Genomic DNA, 20,616 nt, shown 5'->3' with positions numbered 1-20,616 from the left:
AAAAATTTAATTTTAGATGCGCTTCTCGATACGTTTCATCTTGCGGTGACCAACAATATGAAAAACTCGAAGTGACGCCCGCTTATCCTATTCGTCAGTTCGAGTATCCCAATTGGAAATCGGGATGACCCGTGGCAAAGCCGAACGGAGCGTAGCTAATCGAGAACCGTTTTTAACCTCTTATTTCTTCTTCGCCTTTTTCTCTTTTTTTGCTTTTTTTGCTTTAGAGAAATCAGTTGTAGCCGTTAATTCCGCAATTTTTACAATCACTTCTACCGCTTTTTGCATGCTCTCTACCGGAACGTATTCGTACTTCCCGTGGAAGTTGTGGCCACCTGCAAAAATATTCGGACACGGCAATCCCATATACGACAAACGACTACCGTCGGTACCGCCGCGAATGGGTTTAATCAACGGTTTAATCCCTAATGATTTCATAGCAGTCTCGGCCAAATCCACAACAAACATCACCGGTTCTACCTTTTCCTTCATGTTGTAGTATTGGTCTTTGATGTCGCAAATCAGGATGTCTTCGCCAAATTGTTTGGCGTATTGCTTGTTGATTTTTTGAGCAATTTTCTCCACCAATTTTTTACGCGCTCGGAACTTCTTCATGCTGTGGTCGCGAATAATCAGTTCCAATTTGGTTTCTTCGATGCTGCCGGTTAATCCGGTTACGTGAAAGAACCCTTCGTAGCCTTTGGTTTCCTGAGGCGTTTCGCCATTTGGCAAGGCGTTGATAAAATCGTTGGCAATCAGCATCGAGTTAATCATCTTGCCTTTGGCATACCCGGGATGCACCGATTTTCCTTTGATGGTCACTTTTACACCAGCGGCGTTGAAGTTTTCGTATTCCAATTCGCCTATCTGACTGCCGTCCATGGTGTAGGCCCAATCGGCTCCGAATTTTTTTACATCAAACAAATCGGCGCCGCGGCCAATTTCCTCATCGGGGGTAAAGCATACGCGGATTTTACCGTGCTCTATTTCGGGATGCTGAATCAAATACTCCATCGCCGTTACAATCTCGGTAATTCCGGCTTTGTCATCGGCGCCTAATAAGGTCAATCCGTTCGTGGTGATTAACGTTTGGCCTTTGTATAATAATAAATCTTTAAAGTAACTCGGCGATAGGACAATGTTGTGCTCTTTATTTAAAACAATGTCGCCACCGTCGTAGTTGGTAATAATTTGCGGTTTTACATCTTTTCCGGTAAAGTCGGGCGTGGTGTCAAAATGCGACACAAAGCCAATGGTAGGCACCGAGCGCTTTACATTCGAAGGCAAAGTGGCCATCACATACCCGTGTTTGTCGATAGTGACTTCTTTCATACCGATGGCTTTCAATTCTTCTACTAATTTGTTCGCCAAATCGAATTGTTTTTTGGTACTCGGCGTAGTAGTCGAATTCGGATCCGATTCGGTATCAATAGTGACATAGCTGATAAAGCGGTCAATAATATGTTGCATGGTTTTTAATTTTTGGTAAAGATAAGAAATAGGGGCGGAAGTTGGAGGTTCTAAGTTGTGGGTTGTAGGTTCTAAGTTGTAAGTTGCCCTTCGATAGGCTCAGGGTGACACGGTGGAAACGATTGCGTTTTGTTGATTAAAGGGAGTTTGTTTTTTAAACTAAAAACAATAACGATGCACTATGTCACCCTGAGCTTGTCGAAGGGTTTCTTTAGACAAAACGTCACAAAAAAAAAGGAACCGATAGGTTCCTCTTTTCTATTAGTACAAACTCGGATACTGGTCCGGTTTGGCTTCGTGCATAATCGCATATACTTTTTCAAAAATATCTTCGGCCGAAGGTTTCGAGAAATAATCCCCATCAGTGCCATAGGCCGGACGGTGCGCTTTAGAGGCCAGTGTTTGCGGTGCGCTGTCTAAGTATTGGTAGCCGTTTTGCGCGTCTACAATTTGTTGCAGCAGGTAAGCCGAAGCACCTCCGGGTACATCTTCATCTACTACAAGTAAACGGTTGGTTTTGGCCACGCTTTTCACACAGTCGTGGTTCACGTCAAACGGCAACAACGATTGCGCATCAATGATTTCCACGGCTATGCCTACTTCCGACAATTCTTTGGCGGCTTGCTCCACCAGGCGCAATGTTGAACCATACGAAACAATGGTGATGTCGGTGCCTTCTTGTATCGTTTCCACCACACCAATCGGCGTTTTGAATTCGCCCAAGTTGGTCGGCATCTTTTCTTTCAAACGGTAGCCGTTTAAACATTCTACCACCAAGGCCGGCTCGTCGGTTTCCAACAAGGTGTTGTAAAACCCGGCCGCTTTAGTCATGTTTCTCGGTACCAAGACATGAATCCCGCGAATGGCATTGATAATCATACCCATCGGCGAACCCGAGTGCCAAACCCCTTCCAAGCGGTGGCCTCGTGTTCGAATGATTAACGGCGCTTTCTGACGGCCGTGGGTGCGGTATTGTAAAGTCGCCAAGTCATCACTCATGATTTGAATGGCGTACAACAAATAATCTAAATATTGAATCTCGGCAATCGGACGCAAACCGCGCATCGCCATACCAATGCCTTGTCCTAAAATGGTGGCTTCGCGTATGCCGGCATCAGCCACACGCAACTCGCCGTATTTTTCCTGTAAGCCCTCTAATCCTTGGTTCACATCGCCAATGTTTCCACTGTCTTCACCAAAAATCAAAGCTTCGGGATATTTGTTAAAAATAGCGTCAAAATTATCACGCAACACCAAACGCGCGTCTACTTCCTCGGCAGCGGCATCATAGGTAGGCGCTACTTCACGACTGTGGGCAATGTTGTGCGCCGATTGGGAAAACAGGTGCGAACTGAATTTTGGCTGTATTTTGTTAGTGTACTCGGTAATCCAGGTGGCCAATAACGACTGCCCGCTTTCGTTCACCACGAATCGCAATACTTTGCGCGCGGTGGTGATAATGTCTTTGCGAATCGGCTCTTTGATGGCCGCCAAATCTGTGGCGTATTTTTCTATAAAGACTTTATTCGAACTTGTGGCAGCAACTGAATGTAACAAGGTTACCAACTCGTTTTGCTCAGCTTTCATAGGCGCTACAAAGGCAGCCCAAGCGGCTTTCTTACCTTCTAACACTTCTTTTTTAGCTTCGCTATCAATCGTTTCCAAATCTTCGGTTGTGGCCAAATTGTTATCGATTAACCAGGTACGCATTTGCGCCACACAATCAAATTCGGCTTCCCAAGCCAAACGCTCGGCGTTTTTATAACGCTCGTGCGAACCCGAAGTTGAGTGGCCTTGCGGTTGTGTTAATTCTTGTACGTGTATTAACACCGGTACGTGTTCTTCGCGGGCAATGGCCGCGGCTTTTTGGTAAGTTTCCACCAAAGCCGGATAATCCCAACCTTTTACGGTCATGATTTCGTAGCCGTTGTTGTCGGCATCGCGTTGGAAGCCCTTTAAGATTTCCGAAATGTTTTCTTTGGTCGTTTGATAACGCGCGTGCACCGAAATTCCGTATTCATCATCCCAAACACTCATCACCATCGGGACTTGTAGCACGCCGGCGGCATTGATGGTTTCAAAAAACAAGCCTTCAGAGGTAGACGCATTCCCGATAGTACCCCAAGCCACTTCGTTACCGTGGTGGGAGAATTTCATAAAATCTTCCAAACCGCGCACGTTGCGGTATATTTTGGACGCTTGTGCCAAGCCTAACAAACGCGGCATTTGTCCGGCAGTAGGCGAAATATCGGCGCTCGAGTTTTTTTGTTGGGTTAAGTTGTTCCAATTCCCGTTTTCGTCTAATGAATGGGTGGCAAAATGCCCGCCCATTTGACGTCCGGCACTCATAGGGTCGTACCCCAAATCGGTGTGGCCATACAAACCGGCAAAGAATTGTTCGATGGTGAGCTGACCAATCGCCATCATAAACGTTTGATCGCGGTAGTAGCCCGAACGGAAATCACCGTTCTGAAACGCCTTGGCCATCGCCAACTGCGGCACTTCTTTACCGTCGCCGAAAATGCCGAATTTGGCTTTTCCGGTCAGCACTTCTTTTCGGCCCAGCAAACTGCATTCGCGGCTGATACGCGCTATTTTATAATCGTTAAGTACTTCTGCTTTAAAATCGTCGAATGTGATTTCGGTTTTGGTTTGTGCTTCCGTCATAGTGAGAATCGCTGTATTGAAGTAACAAATTTAAGTAAAAAGCCGAAATATCCATCAAAGTGTTGAAAAAATATAATTTCAGTATCAATAATTTTCGACTCTAAAAAGAAGGTTTGAGTAAAAAATATTCAGTGATATGCAAATATTGTAGATAAAAATGTAAATTTTACGAAGCTGTCTTCCGGTTTAGAACCATTTTCGGGTAAAAAGGCCAATCAGCGTATCGGGGTTGAACGTAACGATAAATCGAATCCGTTCCCCGTAATTTTTTTCGCCTACTTCCCAACCGTTATTGGAGTACACCGGGAAAAATAATTCAAAATAATCGGTCACCAAATTGAGGCGAATACCGCTGTCGTAGACAAATTTTTCGGGTACGCCTTTGTTTTTCAGCATCCCAAAATCGCTGTAGGCATCAATCCAATTCCACAACGTGTAATTGATGTTGGTGGTCACCATCCAACGATTGGCATAGCGTACCTCGAGCATCGACTTAAAGAAACCTTCCGAAATAATAGATTGCTGACTAAACAAGCCGCTGGTTTCCGAGCGACCCAGATAATCGCTTTCAAACAAGTAGTCGGTCGGTCGGTCCAATCCAAAATCGAAATAGTTTGAGGTGTTTTTGTGGTATAAAAAACTTCCTGCAAACAAACGCAAATTAATTTGACGGTTGTCGTCAAACAGCTTGCGGTATTGGATTTCTCCGGCTAATTTTCCAAAGGTTTTGGAGAGTTGAAAATCGCCTAAAAAATTAAAGTGTCGTGTGATTTCGGTTTTTGTGTTGAGGTATTTGGCATTGAAAACCTGATAGTTTTCGGTATTTTCATCTACCGTGAAAGCCGATTTTTCCCGGTCAATCATAATATATTTAAAGATAATCGTTTCCTTTCGATTATCCCTGAAATCATCCGGTCTGAAACGCAAAAATACCATCGGATTGATTTTGGCATAATAGGCGTCGGGTGCATAATGCAAGTAATGACCGTTGAGCTGGTAACGTATGTTGTATAAATTACTGTCGCGGTTAAATTGGTTGACATAAAAATTGGCTTTCCCCGATAAACTCTTGGTTTTGGTAGATAAGGTTGGGTTCACATCAAAATTAAACGGTTTGTCTAAAATGGTTTTGTTGTGAAAACGAATACCGGGCAACAAGCCGTCGTACAAGTTAAATTCCAACGTCGGGATGTAAATGATTTGGTTGTAATTCGGGTCTTCCAAATCTTTTAGAAAGTTAAATTTTATGGGTCGGTTGTTCAACCGGAAACCGCGCAGCGACTGCCAGTTGTTGCGCAAATTAAACTCGGGCGCTTCGTTTTTGTAATTGATGACTACTTTTTCGGCTCCGTTTCTCGGCACCGTAAAAACACTGTCTTTCTCAAAAACATCAATCCATTTTTTAAATACAACCGTTTTGTCTTTGATGCCGTACACCGGAATCGGAACGTTGGTTTGGGTTTTGTTTTTGATGGAAAAGCGCACGCTGTCTTTGGTTTTGCTGACTTCATCGAATTTGTAATCGAAAATCGAACGCGAGTATATGATTTTATCAAAAAACCAATCGATGGATTTCGGCGCTTTCGATTGCAAAATTGCTTCAAAATCGGAGCGGGACGTTTGTTGGGTTTGATTCAGCGTTATAAACTCGCGGATACTGTTGGAAACTATGTTGTTTTCCAAATAACTGTCCAAGTACTTTAAAGCCAATCCGGCGCGGTATTTCGACGCAATTTTTTCATTAAAACGGATAAGAGTGTTTTTGGGAGCACCCAGCGGTTGGTCTAAATTTTTGCGCGCCATCAGCATGTAAAAATAGCTGTATTGTCCGTTAAAATCCAAACTGACCAAGTTATAGCCGCGGAGTATTTTCAATTTGGCTACGTTACCCATCATTTTGGCTTCCGGATGAAACTCATCAATATATCGCATCATCACAAATACTTGTATGCCGTCGAAAATCCAACTGTCTTTGCGGTTGTCCAATTGTAAAGTAGTGTGCAGGTAATTGTTGAGATAGGTTTTTAAAAACTTAATTTCATACATGAATTCATCGGGAAACGGACTGATAAAATTGGGCAATTGATTGAGCCCGTAAAACGGATTGCGGTCGTAATCAGCTTGTGAAACGGTTATCTTTTGAAACGGGTAATGACCCAAATGTTCGTCTACGTAATGCACCACTTTATCAATGACGATAGCACGCTGTATGTCGGTTAAGCGATTGTCTTTTAAATCGGAATGCACCTCTACAAGTTTATTTTTGAAAACCGAAAAGGCTTTGGTTTCATCGATAAATAAACTAAAGTTAAGACGGTTTTTACCCGTAAGGGTGTATTGGGTTTGTTCCGATTTTGCAACTTTATTGCGTTCATCCAAATCGGAAGTCAATGACAAGCCTTGCGGGATTTTGATGTTGATGTCGTAATCCGAAAGGGCGTTTGCCGCATCATCTAAATTCAGATTGTTATACCGCACAAAATCGCCGTTTTCATAACGCGCCGGCAACAAAAAACAGTCTTTGAGCGCCATTTTTCCGTTATCACCGTACCCAAAATGGGTAAAAGCATCCTGCGGTACTTTGACGGTGTACGTTAATGTAATTTTTACCTTTTGATTAGGGAGCAGCTTGTCTCGAAGGCGCACCTGAACGACATCGGGATATTTGTCGCTTCGTTCCCAGGATAAAAAAGTTTGGGCCGAATCGATAATCGTTAAATTCTTGGTTTGACCTCTTTCATTGTCTTTGGCCAAATGAAAACCGCGTTCGAACTCATCCGAAAAACGTTTTGCCATAGGGGTGTCTTTCGAACTATAGGCCATGTTCCAATCGTTTAAAACCAAATACACCAAGGTGTCATTCGACTGATGGTGATAGGTGAGTTCCTGAACCACGGTTACGATCTTCTCATTCGTATGCACCTCCAACGTCATTTTGGAATGATGTTGGGCCTGTGCGATACCACTCAGAAAAATAAAGAGAATCAGTAACTTTTTCAAGACTTCGTTTTGGGTTTAAAAAAGGCGTTAAAAATCGCTTTGGTATATTCGATGGCGCCGGCTTTGTTCAAGTGACCGCAAGTCGAGAAATACTTATCGTCTGTCACGGCATCCTCAAAGCGATACACTTCGGGATATACCTTTTGGATATGGTTAAAATAATCTCGGTTCACGGTGCTCTTGCACATAGGCGTCGTTACGGCTAATAAATGGATGTTGTTTTGTTGGCAAATGGCCTTAATTTCCTCGTACGCTTTGTTTCGCTTCGGATAGTATTTACTCAAATCAGCAGCGACCATCGGTCGTTGATCTTGCAACAACGGATAAAATCCGTCATAAAACAAAGCATTCGTTTCTTTATGAACAAGTGAAGCGTACATTTCCCTAAATCCGATACGCGAATCGTAATGCATATAGCGGTAAAACGGGACATATTGAATGGCCTTATACTCCGGAATTTCCCGGTAATGAGTCCGAATGACCCCGGATTGATGCCAATAAGGCATAAATAACGAACGAATCGCTTCCGAATGATCATTCGTATTGATATTTAAATCTACCTGAAGGATGAGCGTATCGATGCTAAAGTTACGCTCGACCATCAATTTTAACATCAAGGCCGACTCTTCCAAGCGCGACCGTGTAATTCCGTAGTTAAAGGTTTTATAGCCCTGGTCGTTAAAAAGTTGAGGCACAAAATGATTGTTCACACGCGACGAACCCAAAAAGACCACATCGTACTCTTTTTTTTCCGATTGGTATAAATAACTAATTTTATTGCGGTCATTCGATTGGTGATACACCGCGGTATACAACAGATCGAGCAGGAGCATGGTGAGTAACAACACGCCCAAAACGTTCAATATGAATTTAAAAAACTGTTGCATCAGAATTGGAAATAAATAAATTCTTTATAATCCGAAAACACACCTAAAGCCAAAATAGCCGCCAAACACAAACTCATTTTTACCCAACTGTAACGTCCCGAAATCGGCTCGGTTTGGGTTCTGCAACTCCATTCGGCTACGATAAAAATCACCAACAAAGGCCACAGTTCATAGTTATAACGCTCAATACTCATGTACTGCGACACAAAGCGGCTATCGGTTACCATGCGCTCTATATACGAAAACGCATCCTGTATTGTTTTGGCACGAAAGAAAATCCAGGCCAAACAAGTAATGGCAAACGTAAGCAGGATATTGAAAAAAGTTTTTACCGAGGCGAGGTTAAAAGACAACGCTACAGTATCTAGGTTGTTTCGGTTTTTGTTGAGCAACAACAGCGGGATAAAATACAGCGCATTAATCAATCCCCAGGCAATGAAGGTCCAACTTGCCCCGTGCCAAAATCCGCTCACCAAAAAGATGGCAAACGTATTTCGGATTTTCATCCACTTCGATCCTTTGCTACCGCCCAGCGGAATGTACAGGTAGTCGCGAAACCAGGTGGTGAGCGAAATGTGCCAACGCCGCCAAAACTCAGCGATGTCGCGCGAAAAATACGGATAGTTGAAATTCCGCAACAAATCGATGCCAAACAGCTTGGAAGTTCCCAAAGCAATATCGGAATAGCCCGAAAAATCGCCGTAAATCTGAAAGGCAAAATACACCGCACCCAACACCAACGAAAGCGAATTCATGCTGTGGTATTGGTCGAAAATAGCATTGGCATATTGGGCACATGTATCGGCGATAACGACCTTTTTGACCAATCCCCAAATAATTTGATAGACGCCTTCTTTGGCCTTTTCAAAATTAAATTTGCGACGTTTCTTCAATTGTGGCAACAAATGCGTAGCGCGTTCAATCGGGCCGGCCACCAACAAGGGAAAGTAGCTTACAAACAACGAATAATCGACAAAATTTTTCTCCGATTTGATGCGTCCGTAATAAATATCAATAATGTACGACAACCCGTGAAAGGTGTAAAACGATATTCCTACCGGCAATACTACATCGAGTAGGATAGGACTAACCTGCCAACCCACCGATTGGAATAAAGCAGCAAACGATTGAGCAAAAAAGTTGTAGTATTTAAAAATGCCTAAAAAGCCTAAGTTGATTGAAATACACAACCACAGCCATAGCTTTTTTTGTTTGGGGGTCTGGCTTTTTTCAATTTGGAGGGCCGAAAAATAATCGAGTAGGGTAGAAAACACCAACAAAAACAGAAACCGCCAATCCCAACAGGCGTAAAAGTAATAACTCGCCAAAATGAGGATGTAGTTCTGATTGATTTTCGACTTTTGGCCTACAAACCAATACATCAAAAATACTAGGGGCAGGAAAACCGCAAAATGAAACGAGTTGAAAAACATGTGGGCGCAATTAGCAATTAGCTGTCAGCTTTTAGCAACTAGCCCTTAGCGCTTGACTGCGGCTAAAAGCTAAGGCTAAAAATGAACTTCTTAAAAGTTAGGACTTAAATTGTATTTTTTATAGAAATTATCCAGCACTTCCACCACTTCATCTTCGGTGTCTACGATGCGAATAAGGTTCATGTCATCCGGACTCGCATTGTGTTCTTTCTCAATCATCACGGTTTTAATCCAGTCAATTAAACCCGACCAAAATTCGCTGCCGACCAAAATAATCGGGAACTTCCCAATCTTTTTAGTCTGAATCAACGTCACCGCTTCAAACAATTCGTCTAACGTACCAAAACCACCGGGCATGACCACAAAACCTTGCGAATACTTCACAAACATCACTTTGCGTACAAAGAAGTAGTCAAAATTCAAGTTTTTATCTTTATCAATATACGGGTTGTAATGTTGTTCAAACGGCAATTCAATGTTCAATCCTACCGAAGTCCCACCGCCATTGTGCGCGCCTTTGTTTCCGGCTTCCATAATCCCCGGACCGCCGCCGGTAATCACTCCGTAACCCGCTTTACTGATTTTGTAAGCAATTTTCTCTGCCAAATGGTAGTATTTGTTGTCGGGCTTGGTGCGCGCCGATCCAAAAATTGATACACACGGCCCAATACGCGCCATACTTTCGTATCCGTTTACAAACTCCGACATGACTTTAAAAATCGCCCAACTGTCATTGGTTCGGATTTCGTTCCAGGTTTTCTGTTTTAACTTATCGTGAATTCTCTCGTCTTCGTTTTCGTACTGATCAAATGCCATAACTCTTTTTTATATTAATTTTTTTTTTGAAGCTTTTCCGGCTGTTCGCTGTATCTTTTTATTGTTGGTCACCCTAATCCCGGTCATCGGGCTTTTCAACAAACAATAAAAAGGATGCCGCTGCCATCCGGGCTAAAAAAGCCTGCTAATTTAGTTCTTTTTTCAGGAATTGAGCCGTATAGCTTTTCTTGTTTTTTATAATCTCCTCCGGCGTACCGGCACACAAAATTTCACCGCCGCCTTTGCCACCCTCCGGGCCCACATCAATAATGTGATCGGCCAGTTTAATCACATCCATATTGTGCTCAATAATCAATACGGTATTGCCTTTGTCGACCAATTTCCGGATTACTTCCATCAACACGCGAATGTCTTCAAAATGCAATCCTGTGGTGGGTTCGTCCATAATGTAAAACGTATTCCCCGTATCTTTTTTCGATAATTCGGTAGCCAATTTAATGCGTTGCGCCTCACCGCCCGAAAGCGTTGTACTTTGTTGGCCCAAGGTAATATAACCCAAACCCACATCTTGTATCGTTTTGATTTTGCGGTATATTTTCGGAATGTTTTCAAAAAACACTACGGCTTCATCCACCGTCATGTTCAACACATCCGAAATCGATTTGCCTTTGTAGCGAATCTCCAACGTTTCGCGGTTGAACCGTTTGCCTTGACAGGTTTCGCACTCGACATACACATCGGGCAAGAAACTCATTTCTATGGTGCGCACACCCGAACCCTCGCAGGTTTCGCATCGTCCGCCCGACACATTAAAACTGAATCGACCGGCTTTGTAGCCGCGAATCATGGCTTCCGGCGTTTGCGTGTACAAACTTCGGATTTCCGAAAACACGTCGGTATACGTCGCCGGGTTGCTGCGCGGGGTGCGCCCAATCGGACTTTGGTCGATATCAATGACCTTGTCAATGTGCTCTAAGCCTTCTATTTTTTTATAGGGTTGCGGCTTTTTCACCGCATTAAAAAAGTGCGCATTTAAAATCGGATACAGCGTTTCATTAATCAACGTCGATTTGCCGCTGCCCGATACGCCGGTAACACAAATCAGTTTCCCTAACGGCAATTCGAGACTCACATTTTTCAAATTATTGCCGGTAGCACCGGTTAGTTTCAGGAATTTTCCGTTGCCTTCGCGTCGCTTTTTAGGAACTTCAATTTGCATGGTGCCGTTTAAGAACTGCGCCGTTATTGTATTTTCCGCCAACAATTCTTTAGGCGTTCCCTTGCTGATAATTTCACCGCCGTATTTCCCGGCTTTCGGGCCAATATCAATGACATAATCGGCACGCTCCATCATGTCTTTATCGTGTTCTACCACTAAAACCGAGTTGCCGATGTCTCGCAATTGTTCTAACGAATGAATCAGTTTTTCATTGTCGCGTTGATGCAACCCAATACTCGGTTCATCTAAAATATACAATACGCCAACGAGTTGGGACCCGATTTGGGTTGCCAAGCGAATGCGTTGCGCTTCGCCGCCCGAAAGCGATTTGGAGCTGCGGTGTAAAGCCAGGTAATTCAAGCCAACATTGACCAAGAAGCGCAAGCGGTCTCTGATTTCTTTGACGATTTCGGTAGCAATAATACGTTGCTTATCGCTTAAACGCGTCTCCAACGTATCAAACCAAGCTGACAAATCGGAAATATCCATGGTCGACAAGTCGAAAATATTTTTGTCATCGATGCGGAAATACATTGCTTCTTTTTTCAAACGCGAGCCATGGCATTCCGGACATTCAATTTCGTCCATAAACTCTTTGGCCCAGCGCTTAATTGACACCGATTCGCTTTCGTCAAATTGGTTTTTGATAAAATGGGAAATACCCTCAAATTCAATTTTGTATTCTTTGGTAATACCCAAGGTTTTCGAGGCCACCGAAAATTTTTCCTTGCCGCCGTACAAGATAATCTGCATGGCTTCTTCCGAAATTTTTTCAATCGGATCGGTCAGGGTAAAACCAAATTTTTCCCCTATGATTTCCAATTGCTTGAAAATCCAGGACGATTTGTATTCGCCCAGCGGTGCAAAACCGCCGTTTTTAATGGAGAGCTTAGGATTCGGAATAATTTTTTTTAAGTTGATTTCGTGTACGGTGCCCAAACCTTTACAAGTGTCACACGCCCCTTTGGGAGAATTGAAGGAAAACAAATTCGGTTCCGGATTTTGATAGGAAATCCCGGATGTGGGACACATCAAATTCCGACTGAAATACCGCACTTCATGGGTGTCCTGATCCAAAATCATCAACACATTTTCACCGTGATACATGGCGGTTTTTATGCTTTCTGTCAAACGTTTTTCATGGTCTTCATTAGGCTCTACCACCATGCGGTCGACCACAATTTCAATGTCGTGGGTTTTATACCGGTCGAGTTTCATGCCCGGTAGTAAATCCTGTACTTCACCATTTACCCGAACTTTCAGAAACCCTTGTTTGGTAATTTGCTGGAACAACTCGGCATAATGCCCTTTTCGCGCGCGGATAATCGGAGCCAAAATAGTGATGCGTTTGCCGGCAAAATACTGCATAATCAATGTTCTGATTTGCTCATCCGAATAGGAAACCATTTTTTCGTTAGTCACATAACTATAGGCTTCTCCGGCACGCGCGTACAATAACCGCAGGAAATCGTATATTTCGGTAATGGTGCCCACGGTAGAACGCGGACTTTTGCTGGTGGTTTTTTGCTCTATGGCAATCACGGGCGAAAGACCGTCAATTTTATCTACATCCGGACGCTCCAAGCCACCCAAAAACTGACGCGCATAAGCCGAAAACGTTTCGATGTAGCGGCGTTGTCCTTCGGCATAAATGGTGTCAAATGCCAACGACGATTTTCCGGAGCCCGAAAGACCGGTAATCACGACCAGTTTTTCACGCGGAATCGTAATATCAATATTCTTGAGATTGTGCACTCGGGCGCCGAGTACTTCAATCGTATTCTCTGTATCAAGCATAGCAATTAGGCAAAACGCAAAGGTAATGTTTTGCGGGTAAAATTTATATAGGAAAACGATAAGTTATCGGTAAAAAGCGTCACTCAATCACCATTTCTTTCAAACGCTTGCGGTAGCTTTCCAATACGTCTATTTTGGATAGGAAACCCACGTATTTTCCCTTGTGTACCACCGGTAAGGTAATGACATTCGAGGATTCAAACAGTTTCATTATTTTCTCGGGTTTGTCTTCAAACAAAACCAATTCTTTGGGCTGACTCAGGATTTCCTGCATCGTCATAAACTTGACGTGATTCGGATTGAAAATAAAAGCTTTCACTTCCTCAAAATCGATGAGTCCCAGTAGTGATTTGTGGTCGTCTAACACCGGAATCACTTTTTGGTCCGTAGTGGCGAAAATGTCAATCGCTTTCAACGGGGAGTCTTTCAGCGTCAAGGTTTTATAATGTTGTTGTACCAAATTGTAAAAGTTGATGCTTTGGATAATGTTTTTATCCTTGTCGCTGGTGAATACTTCGCCTTTGTCAGCCAATCCTTTGACGTCCATAGAGTGTTTTTCAAACTGTTTGGAAACCGCAAAACTCACCGAGGAAACAATCATTAGCGGTACCATTAAATCATAACCGCCGGTAATCTCCACAATAAGGAAAATAGCGGTTAACGGCGCGTGGAATAAGCCGCTCAAAATACCTGCCATGCCTACAATGGTAAAATTAGCTATGGGTAAATGATGGGTAAAGTTGAGCATGTTTACGGTTTTAGCAACTACAAATCCGAGATAGGAACCTACAAAGAGCGAAGGCGCAAAGTTTCCACCGTTGCCGCCACTGCCTATGGTCAATCCGGTAGCAAAGGCTTTGAGCAGCATGGTGATACCAATAAACGCCAATAAGATCCAATCGTTGTGTTTGAAGTTTTCCAACAGCGTGTTGTCTAGCAAAACGCCGGGATGCGAAGATGACAGCGTCTTGATGCTTTCGTAACCTTCGCCGAAAAGTGTCGGAAAGAAGAAAATCAAAATAGCTAATAAAGAAGCGCCAAATAAAGCTCTTCGATAGCCTTTGTTTTTGAAACTGCCAAAAAATTGTTCTACTTTGTGAAAGTTACGCGCGTGGTACAAGGAAGTGAAACCGGCCAGTATACCCAATAAAATATAGTATGGTGTGTTGTGGTAATCAAAGTGTAGTTTCTGTTCAAAATTGAGAATGACATCGGAGCTTAGTACTATAGTAGAAATCAGCGCACCGGTAGCCGCCGAAATAATAATTGGGATAAAGGCCGATATCGAAATATCAGTCAGCACGACTTCTACGGCAAATAAAACACCCGCAATGGGAGCGTTGAAGGCAGCCCCGATTCCGGCGGCCACACCGCAGGCCAACAGCAAGATTCGGTCTTTTTGTGATAAATGGTATTTCTGCGCGAAGTTGGAGCCAAAAGCGGCGCCGGTCACCACAATCGGACTTTCCAATCCGGCCGAGCCACCGAGTCCAACCGTTAAGGAACTGGTGACAATTTGGGCGTACATTTGTTTTTTGGGCATGATGCCGCCTTTTTTGGCAACAGCATACAACACTCGGGAGCTTCCTTTTTCCAAATGATTATCCAAAAAATGCCGAACCACAAATACGGTCAGCACTATCCCCGCAATGGGTAATAAACTATTGATGTAGGGTAACTTTAAAAAGCTGTTGATATCGTTGGCTAAAAGAAAAATGTTGTGTGCGAAACTTTTGAGCAGAATCACGGCAAAGGAACACGTTACCGCTACGGCTACGGCTGCCAGATAAATAAAGTTGCGTTCGCTGAGATTCTCTTTCAGCAAAAAAACCAAGTGCTCAACTCTTCTGAAAATACTTCGGAAAACGATTTTAAAAAACGATGCTTTAGTTGACGGCATGTAGTTTTCTTTTAATGGGCTAAGATACTTTTAAAAATAGGGTTTTCATAAAAAAACCATGTTAAATTTAATATCCCACGGCGGTGTCATCGCCTCTAAAATCAGCACCGCCCTCCAATGTTCCGTCGGGCCATACCAATATGGCATCAACCTTACCAATTACCGGTGCTGTTTTCTCATTAATGAAATAGCCTTTAGCGGTCAAATCGGATAGTGTTTTTTGATTAAACCGATGGGGTTCACACAAGATCTCATCGGGCAACCATTGGTGATGAAATCTCGGGGCATTGACTGCTTGTTGCATGCTCATCCCGAATTCGGATACATTTAAAATGGTTTGCAATACGGATGTAATAATAGTTGAACCGCCCGGCGAGCCCAACAGCATCCAGAGTTTTCCGTTTTTTTCGATTATGGTCGGCGTCATCGAACTCAACATGCGTTTGTTGGGTGCTATGCTATTGGCTTCCGCGCCTACCAACCCGTAACTGTTAGGAACTCCGGGCTTGGCGGAAAAGTCATCCATTTCATTGTTGAGAAAGAAACCCAATTCGTCGCAGTACAGCTTAGAACCGTAAGCTCCGTTGAGCGTGGTGGTCACGGATACGGCATTTCCATCCGCATCAACAATGGAGTAGTGGGTGGTTTCATTGCTTTCGTAAATCGATACGTTACCATGGGAGACATCAGCCGATTTGGTGGCTTTTTCAAAAGAAAAACTACGCATGCGTTCTTTCAGATACGTTTCGTCGCGTAAAGCTTTCTCCGGAATTTTAACAAAATCGGGGTCGCCCAAAAAGTAGTTTCTGTCGGCATACGCACGGCGCTCGGCTTCGACCAAAGTCTGAATGTATTTTTCAGAGTTGTGTCCGAAAGCGGATAACGGATACGGCGCAATCATGGTCATAATTTGTCCCAACGTAATCCCGCCGCTGCTGGGAGGCGCCATGGTAATTATTTTCAGGTCTTTATAATTGAATGTCACCGGTTGGCGCCAAACCACTTGGTACGATGCCATATCTTCCGTCGTAATGATGCCTCCTTTTTGTTGCAGAAAAGCCACTAACTTTTGCGCTGTTTTTCCACGGTAGAACTCTTTGATTCCTTTTTTAGCGATTTGTTCGAGTGTATTGGCTAAAGCGATGTACTTGATGGTGTCACCCACTTGAAAGGTTTGGTGGTAAAGTGTTTGATGGCCACTTATTTTGACAATGACGGCTCGGTATTCGTCTAATTTCTCTTTGTCTTTGGCGGTTACTACGATGCCTTTTCGGGCCAAATTGATAGCAGGTTGGAATAGTTCTCGCCATTTGAGTTTTCCGAATTTTTTGTGGACTTCAAAAATGCCTGCCACACTCCCCGGAACGGCTACCGAAAGGGCGCCGTCGGTACTGAGATTCGGAATCACCTCGCCGTTTTTATCTAAATACATGTCTTTGGAGGCGTTCTTCGGTGCCTTTTCTCTGAAATCCAGCGAGCCGATTTCGCCGTTGGCTTTTCGATACACCATAAATCCGCCACCCGAAATGTTTCCGGCATACGGATAGGCTACAGCTAGGGCCAACTGAGTAGCAATCATGGCATCAAAAGCATTACCGCCTTTTTTCATAATTTCGACACCGATTTCTGAGGCTTCCTGACGGGCCGAAACCACCATAGCTTTATCGACTGTTACCCCATTTTGTTGGGAAAAAGCAAGCGACGAAATCAGGAAGAAAACAAAACTGATTTGCTTCATAATTGCGCTAATTTTTCCAGGCAATGCTGTTGCAGTTCATCAAAAAACAAAAAGAATTCTTGCTCAAATTCGGTGTAAAATTGTTTCAGCTCTACGATAGATTCGTGCATGGCCACGCGGTTTTTGGTACGATGGTCCATTTGAAACATAATCATTTCCAAGCCTTCCAGTGTAGCATAACTTACCAACCAATTCCGGCCTACCATGTAAGGCAACATGCCTTTGGTTCTTTCGGTTAAAATATCATAATGCGCATCGAGCAAATGGTAAAAGGTATCAGCATACACCTCGAGTTTTTCCTCGGAATAGTTCCCCCAGTTTTTAGCTAAAAAATGATCGTAAAAGATATCCATAATAACACCCGAGTAGTGACCGTATTTTTCATGCAAGCGATGTTTGCTTTGCCTGTAAATCGGGTGCATATCGGTAAAGCTGTCGATGGAACGATGCAGCAAAATGCCCTTACGGATTTCTTCGGGATAATTTTCATATTGATGCCCGCGAACGCTATCCGCCATGAAATTCCCGATTTTGACCAAATCGTTTTCACCGGAAAGATAAATATGGGCTAAGAAGTTCATGTGCCTAATTTAGTAATTTTAAATTATAAATTTTGAATTTTAAATTAGATTCGGGAAATGGCAATCTCTATATTTGTATACTATAAAAATAACAGTTAAAAATTTACAATTGCAATGACACTCATAAAATCAATATCGGGAATCCGTGGTACTATCGGCGGGAAGGTAGGCGATAATTTAACACCGGTTGATGCCGTGAAATTTGCTTCGGCCTATGGTATGTTCCTTAAAAACAATATTCAAAAAGAAAAACTAAAAGTAGTTATCGGTCGCGATGCCCGTATTTCGGGACCTATGATTCACAATTTGGTGGTTCATACCTTAATCGGATTGGGGATTGATGTCATCGATTTGGGGTTGTCAACCACACCAACAGTGGAAGTGGCAGTGCCGTTGGAACAAGCGGATGGCGGTATTATTTTAACGGCCTCTCACAATCCGAAGCAATGGAATGCTTTGAAATTGTTGAATGAAAAAGGGGAATTTTTAAGTGGAAAAGAAGGAGAGTTAATCCTTCAAATTGCGGAGTCGGAAGCGTTTGATTTTTCCGAGGTGGACAATTTGGGCGAGATCACCATCAATGATGCTTACATGGATATTCACATCGATGAGGTTTTAGCGTTGCCGTTGGTGGATGCCGATGCCGTGGCTAAAAGGAAATTCAAAGTAGTGGTGGATGGTGTGAACTCTTCGGGCGGTATCATCATTCCGAAATTGCTGGAACAAATGGGCGTGGAGTGTGTAAAATTGTATTGCGAACCGAACGGCCATTTTCCGCACAATCCGGAACCTTTGAAAGAACACTTGGGTGACATTTGTAAATTGGTGGTTGAAGAAAAAGCCGATTTTGGGATTGTAGTAGACCCTGATGTCGATAGATTGGCATTCATTTCTAACGATGGTGAAATGTTTGGTGAAGAATATACATTGGTAGCCGTTGCCGATTATGTTTTAAGTAAAACGCCGGGCAATACGGTTTCCAATATGTCCTCCTCCAGAGCTTTACGCGATATTACGGTGCAACACGGTGGCAGTTACCAAGCCAGCGCCGTGGGCGAAGTGAATGTAGTGGAACTGATGAAAGCGACCCATGCTATTATTGGCGGCGAAGGAAACGGCGGGATTATCTATCCGGAATTACATTACGGTCGCGACAGTTTGGTAGGTGTGGCTTTGTTTTTAACGCACTTAGCCGGTTTAGATATGACGGTGGCCGAATTGAGAGCGTCCTATCCGCAATATTACATGAGTAAAAACAAAATCGAATTGACACCGCAAATTGATGTGGATGCGATTTTAGCGGCGATGACAGAGAAATACAAAAACGATAGTTCGACAAGCTCACTATCTACGATTGATGGGGTAAAAGTTGATTTTGCTACCGAATGGGTGCATTTGCGAAAATCCAACACCGAACCGATTATTCGTATTTACACCGAAGCACCAACACAAGAAGCTGCAGATACATTGGCGGTTAGAATTGTCAACGAAATCAAAGCAGTAGCAGGAATATAATCTGAAACAGAAAACATAAAAACCCTTTCCGTCGGAAAGGGTTTTTACTTATAAATCCACATCAAAACCGGTTGTGCACTGGCTTTGAGTATGGGGTCTATTTTTTTCATATTGGCGTTTGAGATGGTTGGACAACCCCAGCCCTCGGGTGTTCCGATGGGATAGGTTTCGGTGTCGGCTACTTTTTCCCAAGAATGAAATACAATATAACGTGATTCGGCATTACTATTGGTCGGCTCCAATCCGTGGAGCACGTATTTGACATGGATGCCCCAATCACTCCACGCTCTTTTTCCTATTTTGTATTTGCCCAAAGCCGAACAGTGACTGCCATCGACATTGCTAAAAGTAGGATTGCTTTTCGACCAATCCTGACTCCACGGATAATCGCAGCAACCGTGACCCACGAGCATTTTATGGCTGATGGTATTCTTGGTAAAATCATACACAAAAAAACGATTGAGTCCCGAATGAATACTCATGTCGATGAGAATACAAAAATCGGAATTGTAGCCGTTCTTTTTACAAAAAGCCAAGGCTTCCTGTGCCATAGTATGGGTTTTGGAAACATCGGCTTTTGGTTTGTGATGGCGCTTGTAATGAGTGTCGATGGTTTTGTAACTACATAGAGCACCAATAAACAACAGAAGAAATACCAATTTTTTTTTCATGGGGTTTGCTTTCTTCTAATAACGCAACACGATTCAAAATAGTATATGCGCTGGCTATTATTTACAGCATTATTTATGCGGATTTTCATCAAAATTCACCATCCAGTGAATTCCGAATTTATCGGTAAACATGCCGAAATAGGCACCCCAAAAAGTACTTTCCATAGGCATGATGATTGTTCCGCCGGCCGACAAACCGTTAAACAAACGGTCGGCTTCGGCACGACTGTCGGTGTTGATAGAAACCGAAACATTGCTGCCTATTACCACATCACCACTTTGCGAGGTACTGTCGCTTCCCATTAAAATGGTGTTCCCGATAGGCAAGGAAACGTGCATGATGCGGTTGGCATCTTCTGCTGAAGGCGGTGGACAATTTTCACTGGGCGGCATGTCTTTGAACTTTCCCATATAAGGAAACTCCCCTCCGAATACCGATTGGTAAAATAAGAACGCCGCTTCGCAGGTCCCGTTAAAAATTAGGTAAGGATTAACTTGTGTCATTTTTATTGAATTAGGATTTATTAATTTTTACTCTTTGGGCATTTTAGTATGATCCATATAAAGTGTATTCCACCGATGACCGTCTAAATCAGTGAAACCACTGCCGTACATCCATCCTTGAATTTCTTCAGGTTCGGCAAAAATAGTGGCACCGGCCGCTTTGGCTTTGGCGGTTAAGTGGTCTATTTCTTCGCGACTTTCGGCATCTATAGAAATCAAAAACTGAGAAGTAGTAGACCGATCGTTGAGGTCAATACGAGAAAATTTTTGCAAGGTCTCTTCCGGAAAGAGCATCACTACAAAATTCTTTTGACCAACAAACATACACTGCATGGTGCTGTCGTACGGGTTGTCATTCGGATTAAAAGTAAATCCTATTTGCTCATAAAAGGCTCTCGATTTTAAGACATCTTTTACCGGAAGGTTGAGCCATATTTCTTTGGTCATAATTAAAAAC

14 protein-coding genes are annotated in these 20,616 nt (G+C 43.2%); 1 reads left to right on the top strand and 13 read right to left on the bottom strand.

Features of this window, described 5'->3' with window-relative positions; translation table 11 throughout:
• Positions 1 to 180: 180 nt before the first annotated feature.
• The 10 genes from pepT to QHT84_RS07950 all read right to left on the bottom strand — a co-directional run bounded on the left by pepT (position 181) and on the right by QHT84_RS07950 (position 17,469).
• A complete protein-coding gene (gene pepT, locus QHT84_RS07995; protein ID WP_283239037.1) occupies positions 181 to 1,470 on the bottom strand; it encodes a peptidase T in 1,290 nt (429 codons plus the stop codon).
• A gap of 261 nt (positions 1,471 to 1,731) precedes the next feature.
• Positions 1,732 to 4,137: an alpha-ketoacid dehydrogenase subunit alpha/beta gene (locus QHT84_RS07990; RefSeq protein WP_283239036.1), complete on the bottom strand. Its 2,406-nt coding sequence runs from the start codon at positions 4,135 to 4,137 to the stop codon at positions 1,732 to 1,734.
• Positions 4,138 to 4,323: 186 nt separating this feature from the next.
• On the bottom strand, positions 4,324 to 7,137 hold the full coding sequence (locus QHT84_RS07985; RefSeq protein WP_321169577.1) for a gluzincin family metallopeptidase: 2,814 nt from the start codon (positions 7,135 to 7,137) through the stop codon (positions 4,324 to 4,326).
• A complete protein-coding gene (locus QHT84_RS07980) occupies positions 7,134 to 8,024 on the bottom strand; it encodes a hypothetical protein (RefSeq protein WP_283239035.1) in 891 nt (296 codons plus the stop codon). Before QHT84_RS07980 ends, QHT84_RS07985 begins: the two co-directional genes overlap by 4 nt.
• A complete protein-coding gene (locus tag QHT84_RS07975) occupies positions 8,024 to 9,457 on the bottom strand; it encodes an MBOAT family O-acyltransferase (RefSeq protein WP_283239034.1) in 1,434 nt (477 codons plus the stop codon). Before QHT84_RS07975 ends, QHT84_RS07980 begins: the two co-directional genes overlap by 1 nt.
• A gap of 90 nt (positions 9,458 to 9,547) precedes the next feature.
• Positions 9,548 to 10,273, bottom strand: coding sequence for an LOG family protein (locus tag QHT84_RS07970; RefSeq protein WP_283239033.1), 726 nt, complete (start codon positions 10,271 to 10,273; stop codon positions 9,548 to 9,550).
• A 145-nt stretch (positions 10,274 to 10,418) separates the two neighbouring features.
• The gene (gene uvrA / locus QHT84_RS07965; RefSeq protein WP_283239032.1) at positions 10,419 to 13,250 is read right to left on the bottom strand and encodes an excinuclease ABC subunit UvrA; all 2,832 of its coding nucleotides are present in this window, start codon (positions 13,248 to 13,250) and stop codon (positions 10,419 to 10,421) included.
• Positions 13,251 to 13,329: 79 nt separating this feature from the next.
• Positions 13,330 to 15,150, bottom strand: a complete 1,821-nt coding sequence (locus tag QHT84_RS07960) for a chloride channel protein (protein ID WP_283239031.1) — start codon at positions 15,148 to 15,150, stop codon at positions 13,330 to 13,332.
• Between the two features lie 67 nt (positions 15,151 to 15,217).
• On the bottom strand, positions 15,218 to 16,888 hold the full coding sequence (ggt, locus tag QHT84_RS07955) for a gamma-glutamyltransferase (RefSeq protein WP_283239030.1): 1,671 nt from the start codon (positions 16,886 to 16,888) through the stop codon (positions 15,218 to 15,220).
• Positions 16,885 to 17,469, bottom strand: a complete 585-nt coding sequence (locus QHT84_RS07950; RefSeq protein ID WP_283239029.1) for an acyl carrier protein phosphodiesterase — start codon at positions 17,467 to 17,469, stop codon at positions 16,885 to 16,887. The genes ggt and QHT84_RS07950 overlap by 4 nt, the downstream gene beginning before the upstream one ends.
• A gap of 114 nt (positions 17,470 to 17,583) precedes the next feature.
• On the opposite strand from QHT84_RS07950, the gene glmM reads away from it, so the two are divergent.
• Positions 17,584 to 18,984, top strand: coding sequence for a phosphoglucosamine mutase (glmM, locus tag QHT84_RS07945; RefSeq protein WP_283239028.1), 1,401 nt, complete (start codon positions 17,584 to 17,586; stop codon positions 18,982 to 18,984).
• Positions 18,985 to 19,028: 44 nt separating this feature from the next.
• Here glmM and QHT84_RS07940 read toward each other — a convergent pair whose 3' ends face one another.
• The 3 genes from QHT84_RS07940 to QHT84_RS07930 all read right to left on the bottom strand — a co-directional run bounded on the left by QHT84_RS07940 (position 19,029) and on the right by QHT84_RS07930 (position 20,606).
• Positions 19,029 to 19,655: a murein L,D-transpeptidase catalytic domain-containing protein gene (locus tag QHT84_RS07940; protein ID WP_283239027.1), complete on the bottom strand. Its 627-nt coding sequence runs from the start codon at positions 19,653 to 19,655 to the stop codon at positions 19,029 to 19,031.
• A gap of 69 nt (positions 19,656 to 19,724) precedes the next feature.
• Entirely contained in the window at positions 19,725 to 20,159 is a 435-nt protein-coding gene (locus QHT84_RS07935; RefSeq protein WP_283239026.1) for a VOC family protein, read from the bottom strand.
• A 27-nt stretch (positions 20,160 to 20,186) separates the two neighbouring features.
• Complete coding sequence (locus tag QHT84_RS07930) at positions 20,187 to 20,606, bottom strand: VOC family protein (RefSeq protein ID WP_283239025.1); 420 nt, start codon at positions 20,604 to 20,606, stop codon at positions 20,187 to 20,189.
• Between the last annotated feature and the right edge of the window lie 10 nt (positions 20,607 to 20,616).

The sequence above is a fragment of the Flavobacterium sedimenticola genome (assembly GCF_030053345.1).
Classification (GTDB): domain Bacteria; phylum Bacteroidota; class Bacteroidia; order Flavobacteriales; family Flavobacteriaceae; genus Flavobacterium; species Flavobacterium sedimenticola.
This window is presented reverse-complemented; position numbering and strand designations above follow the sequence as displayed.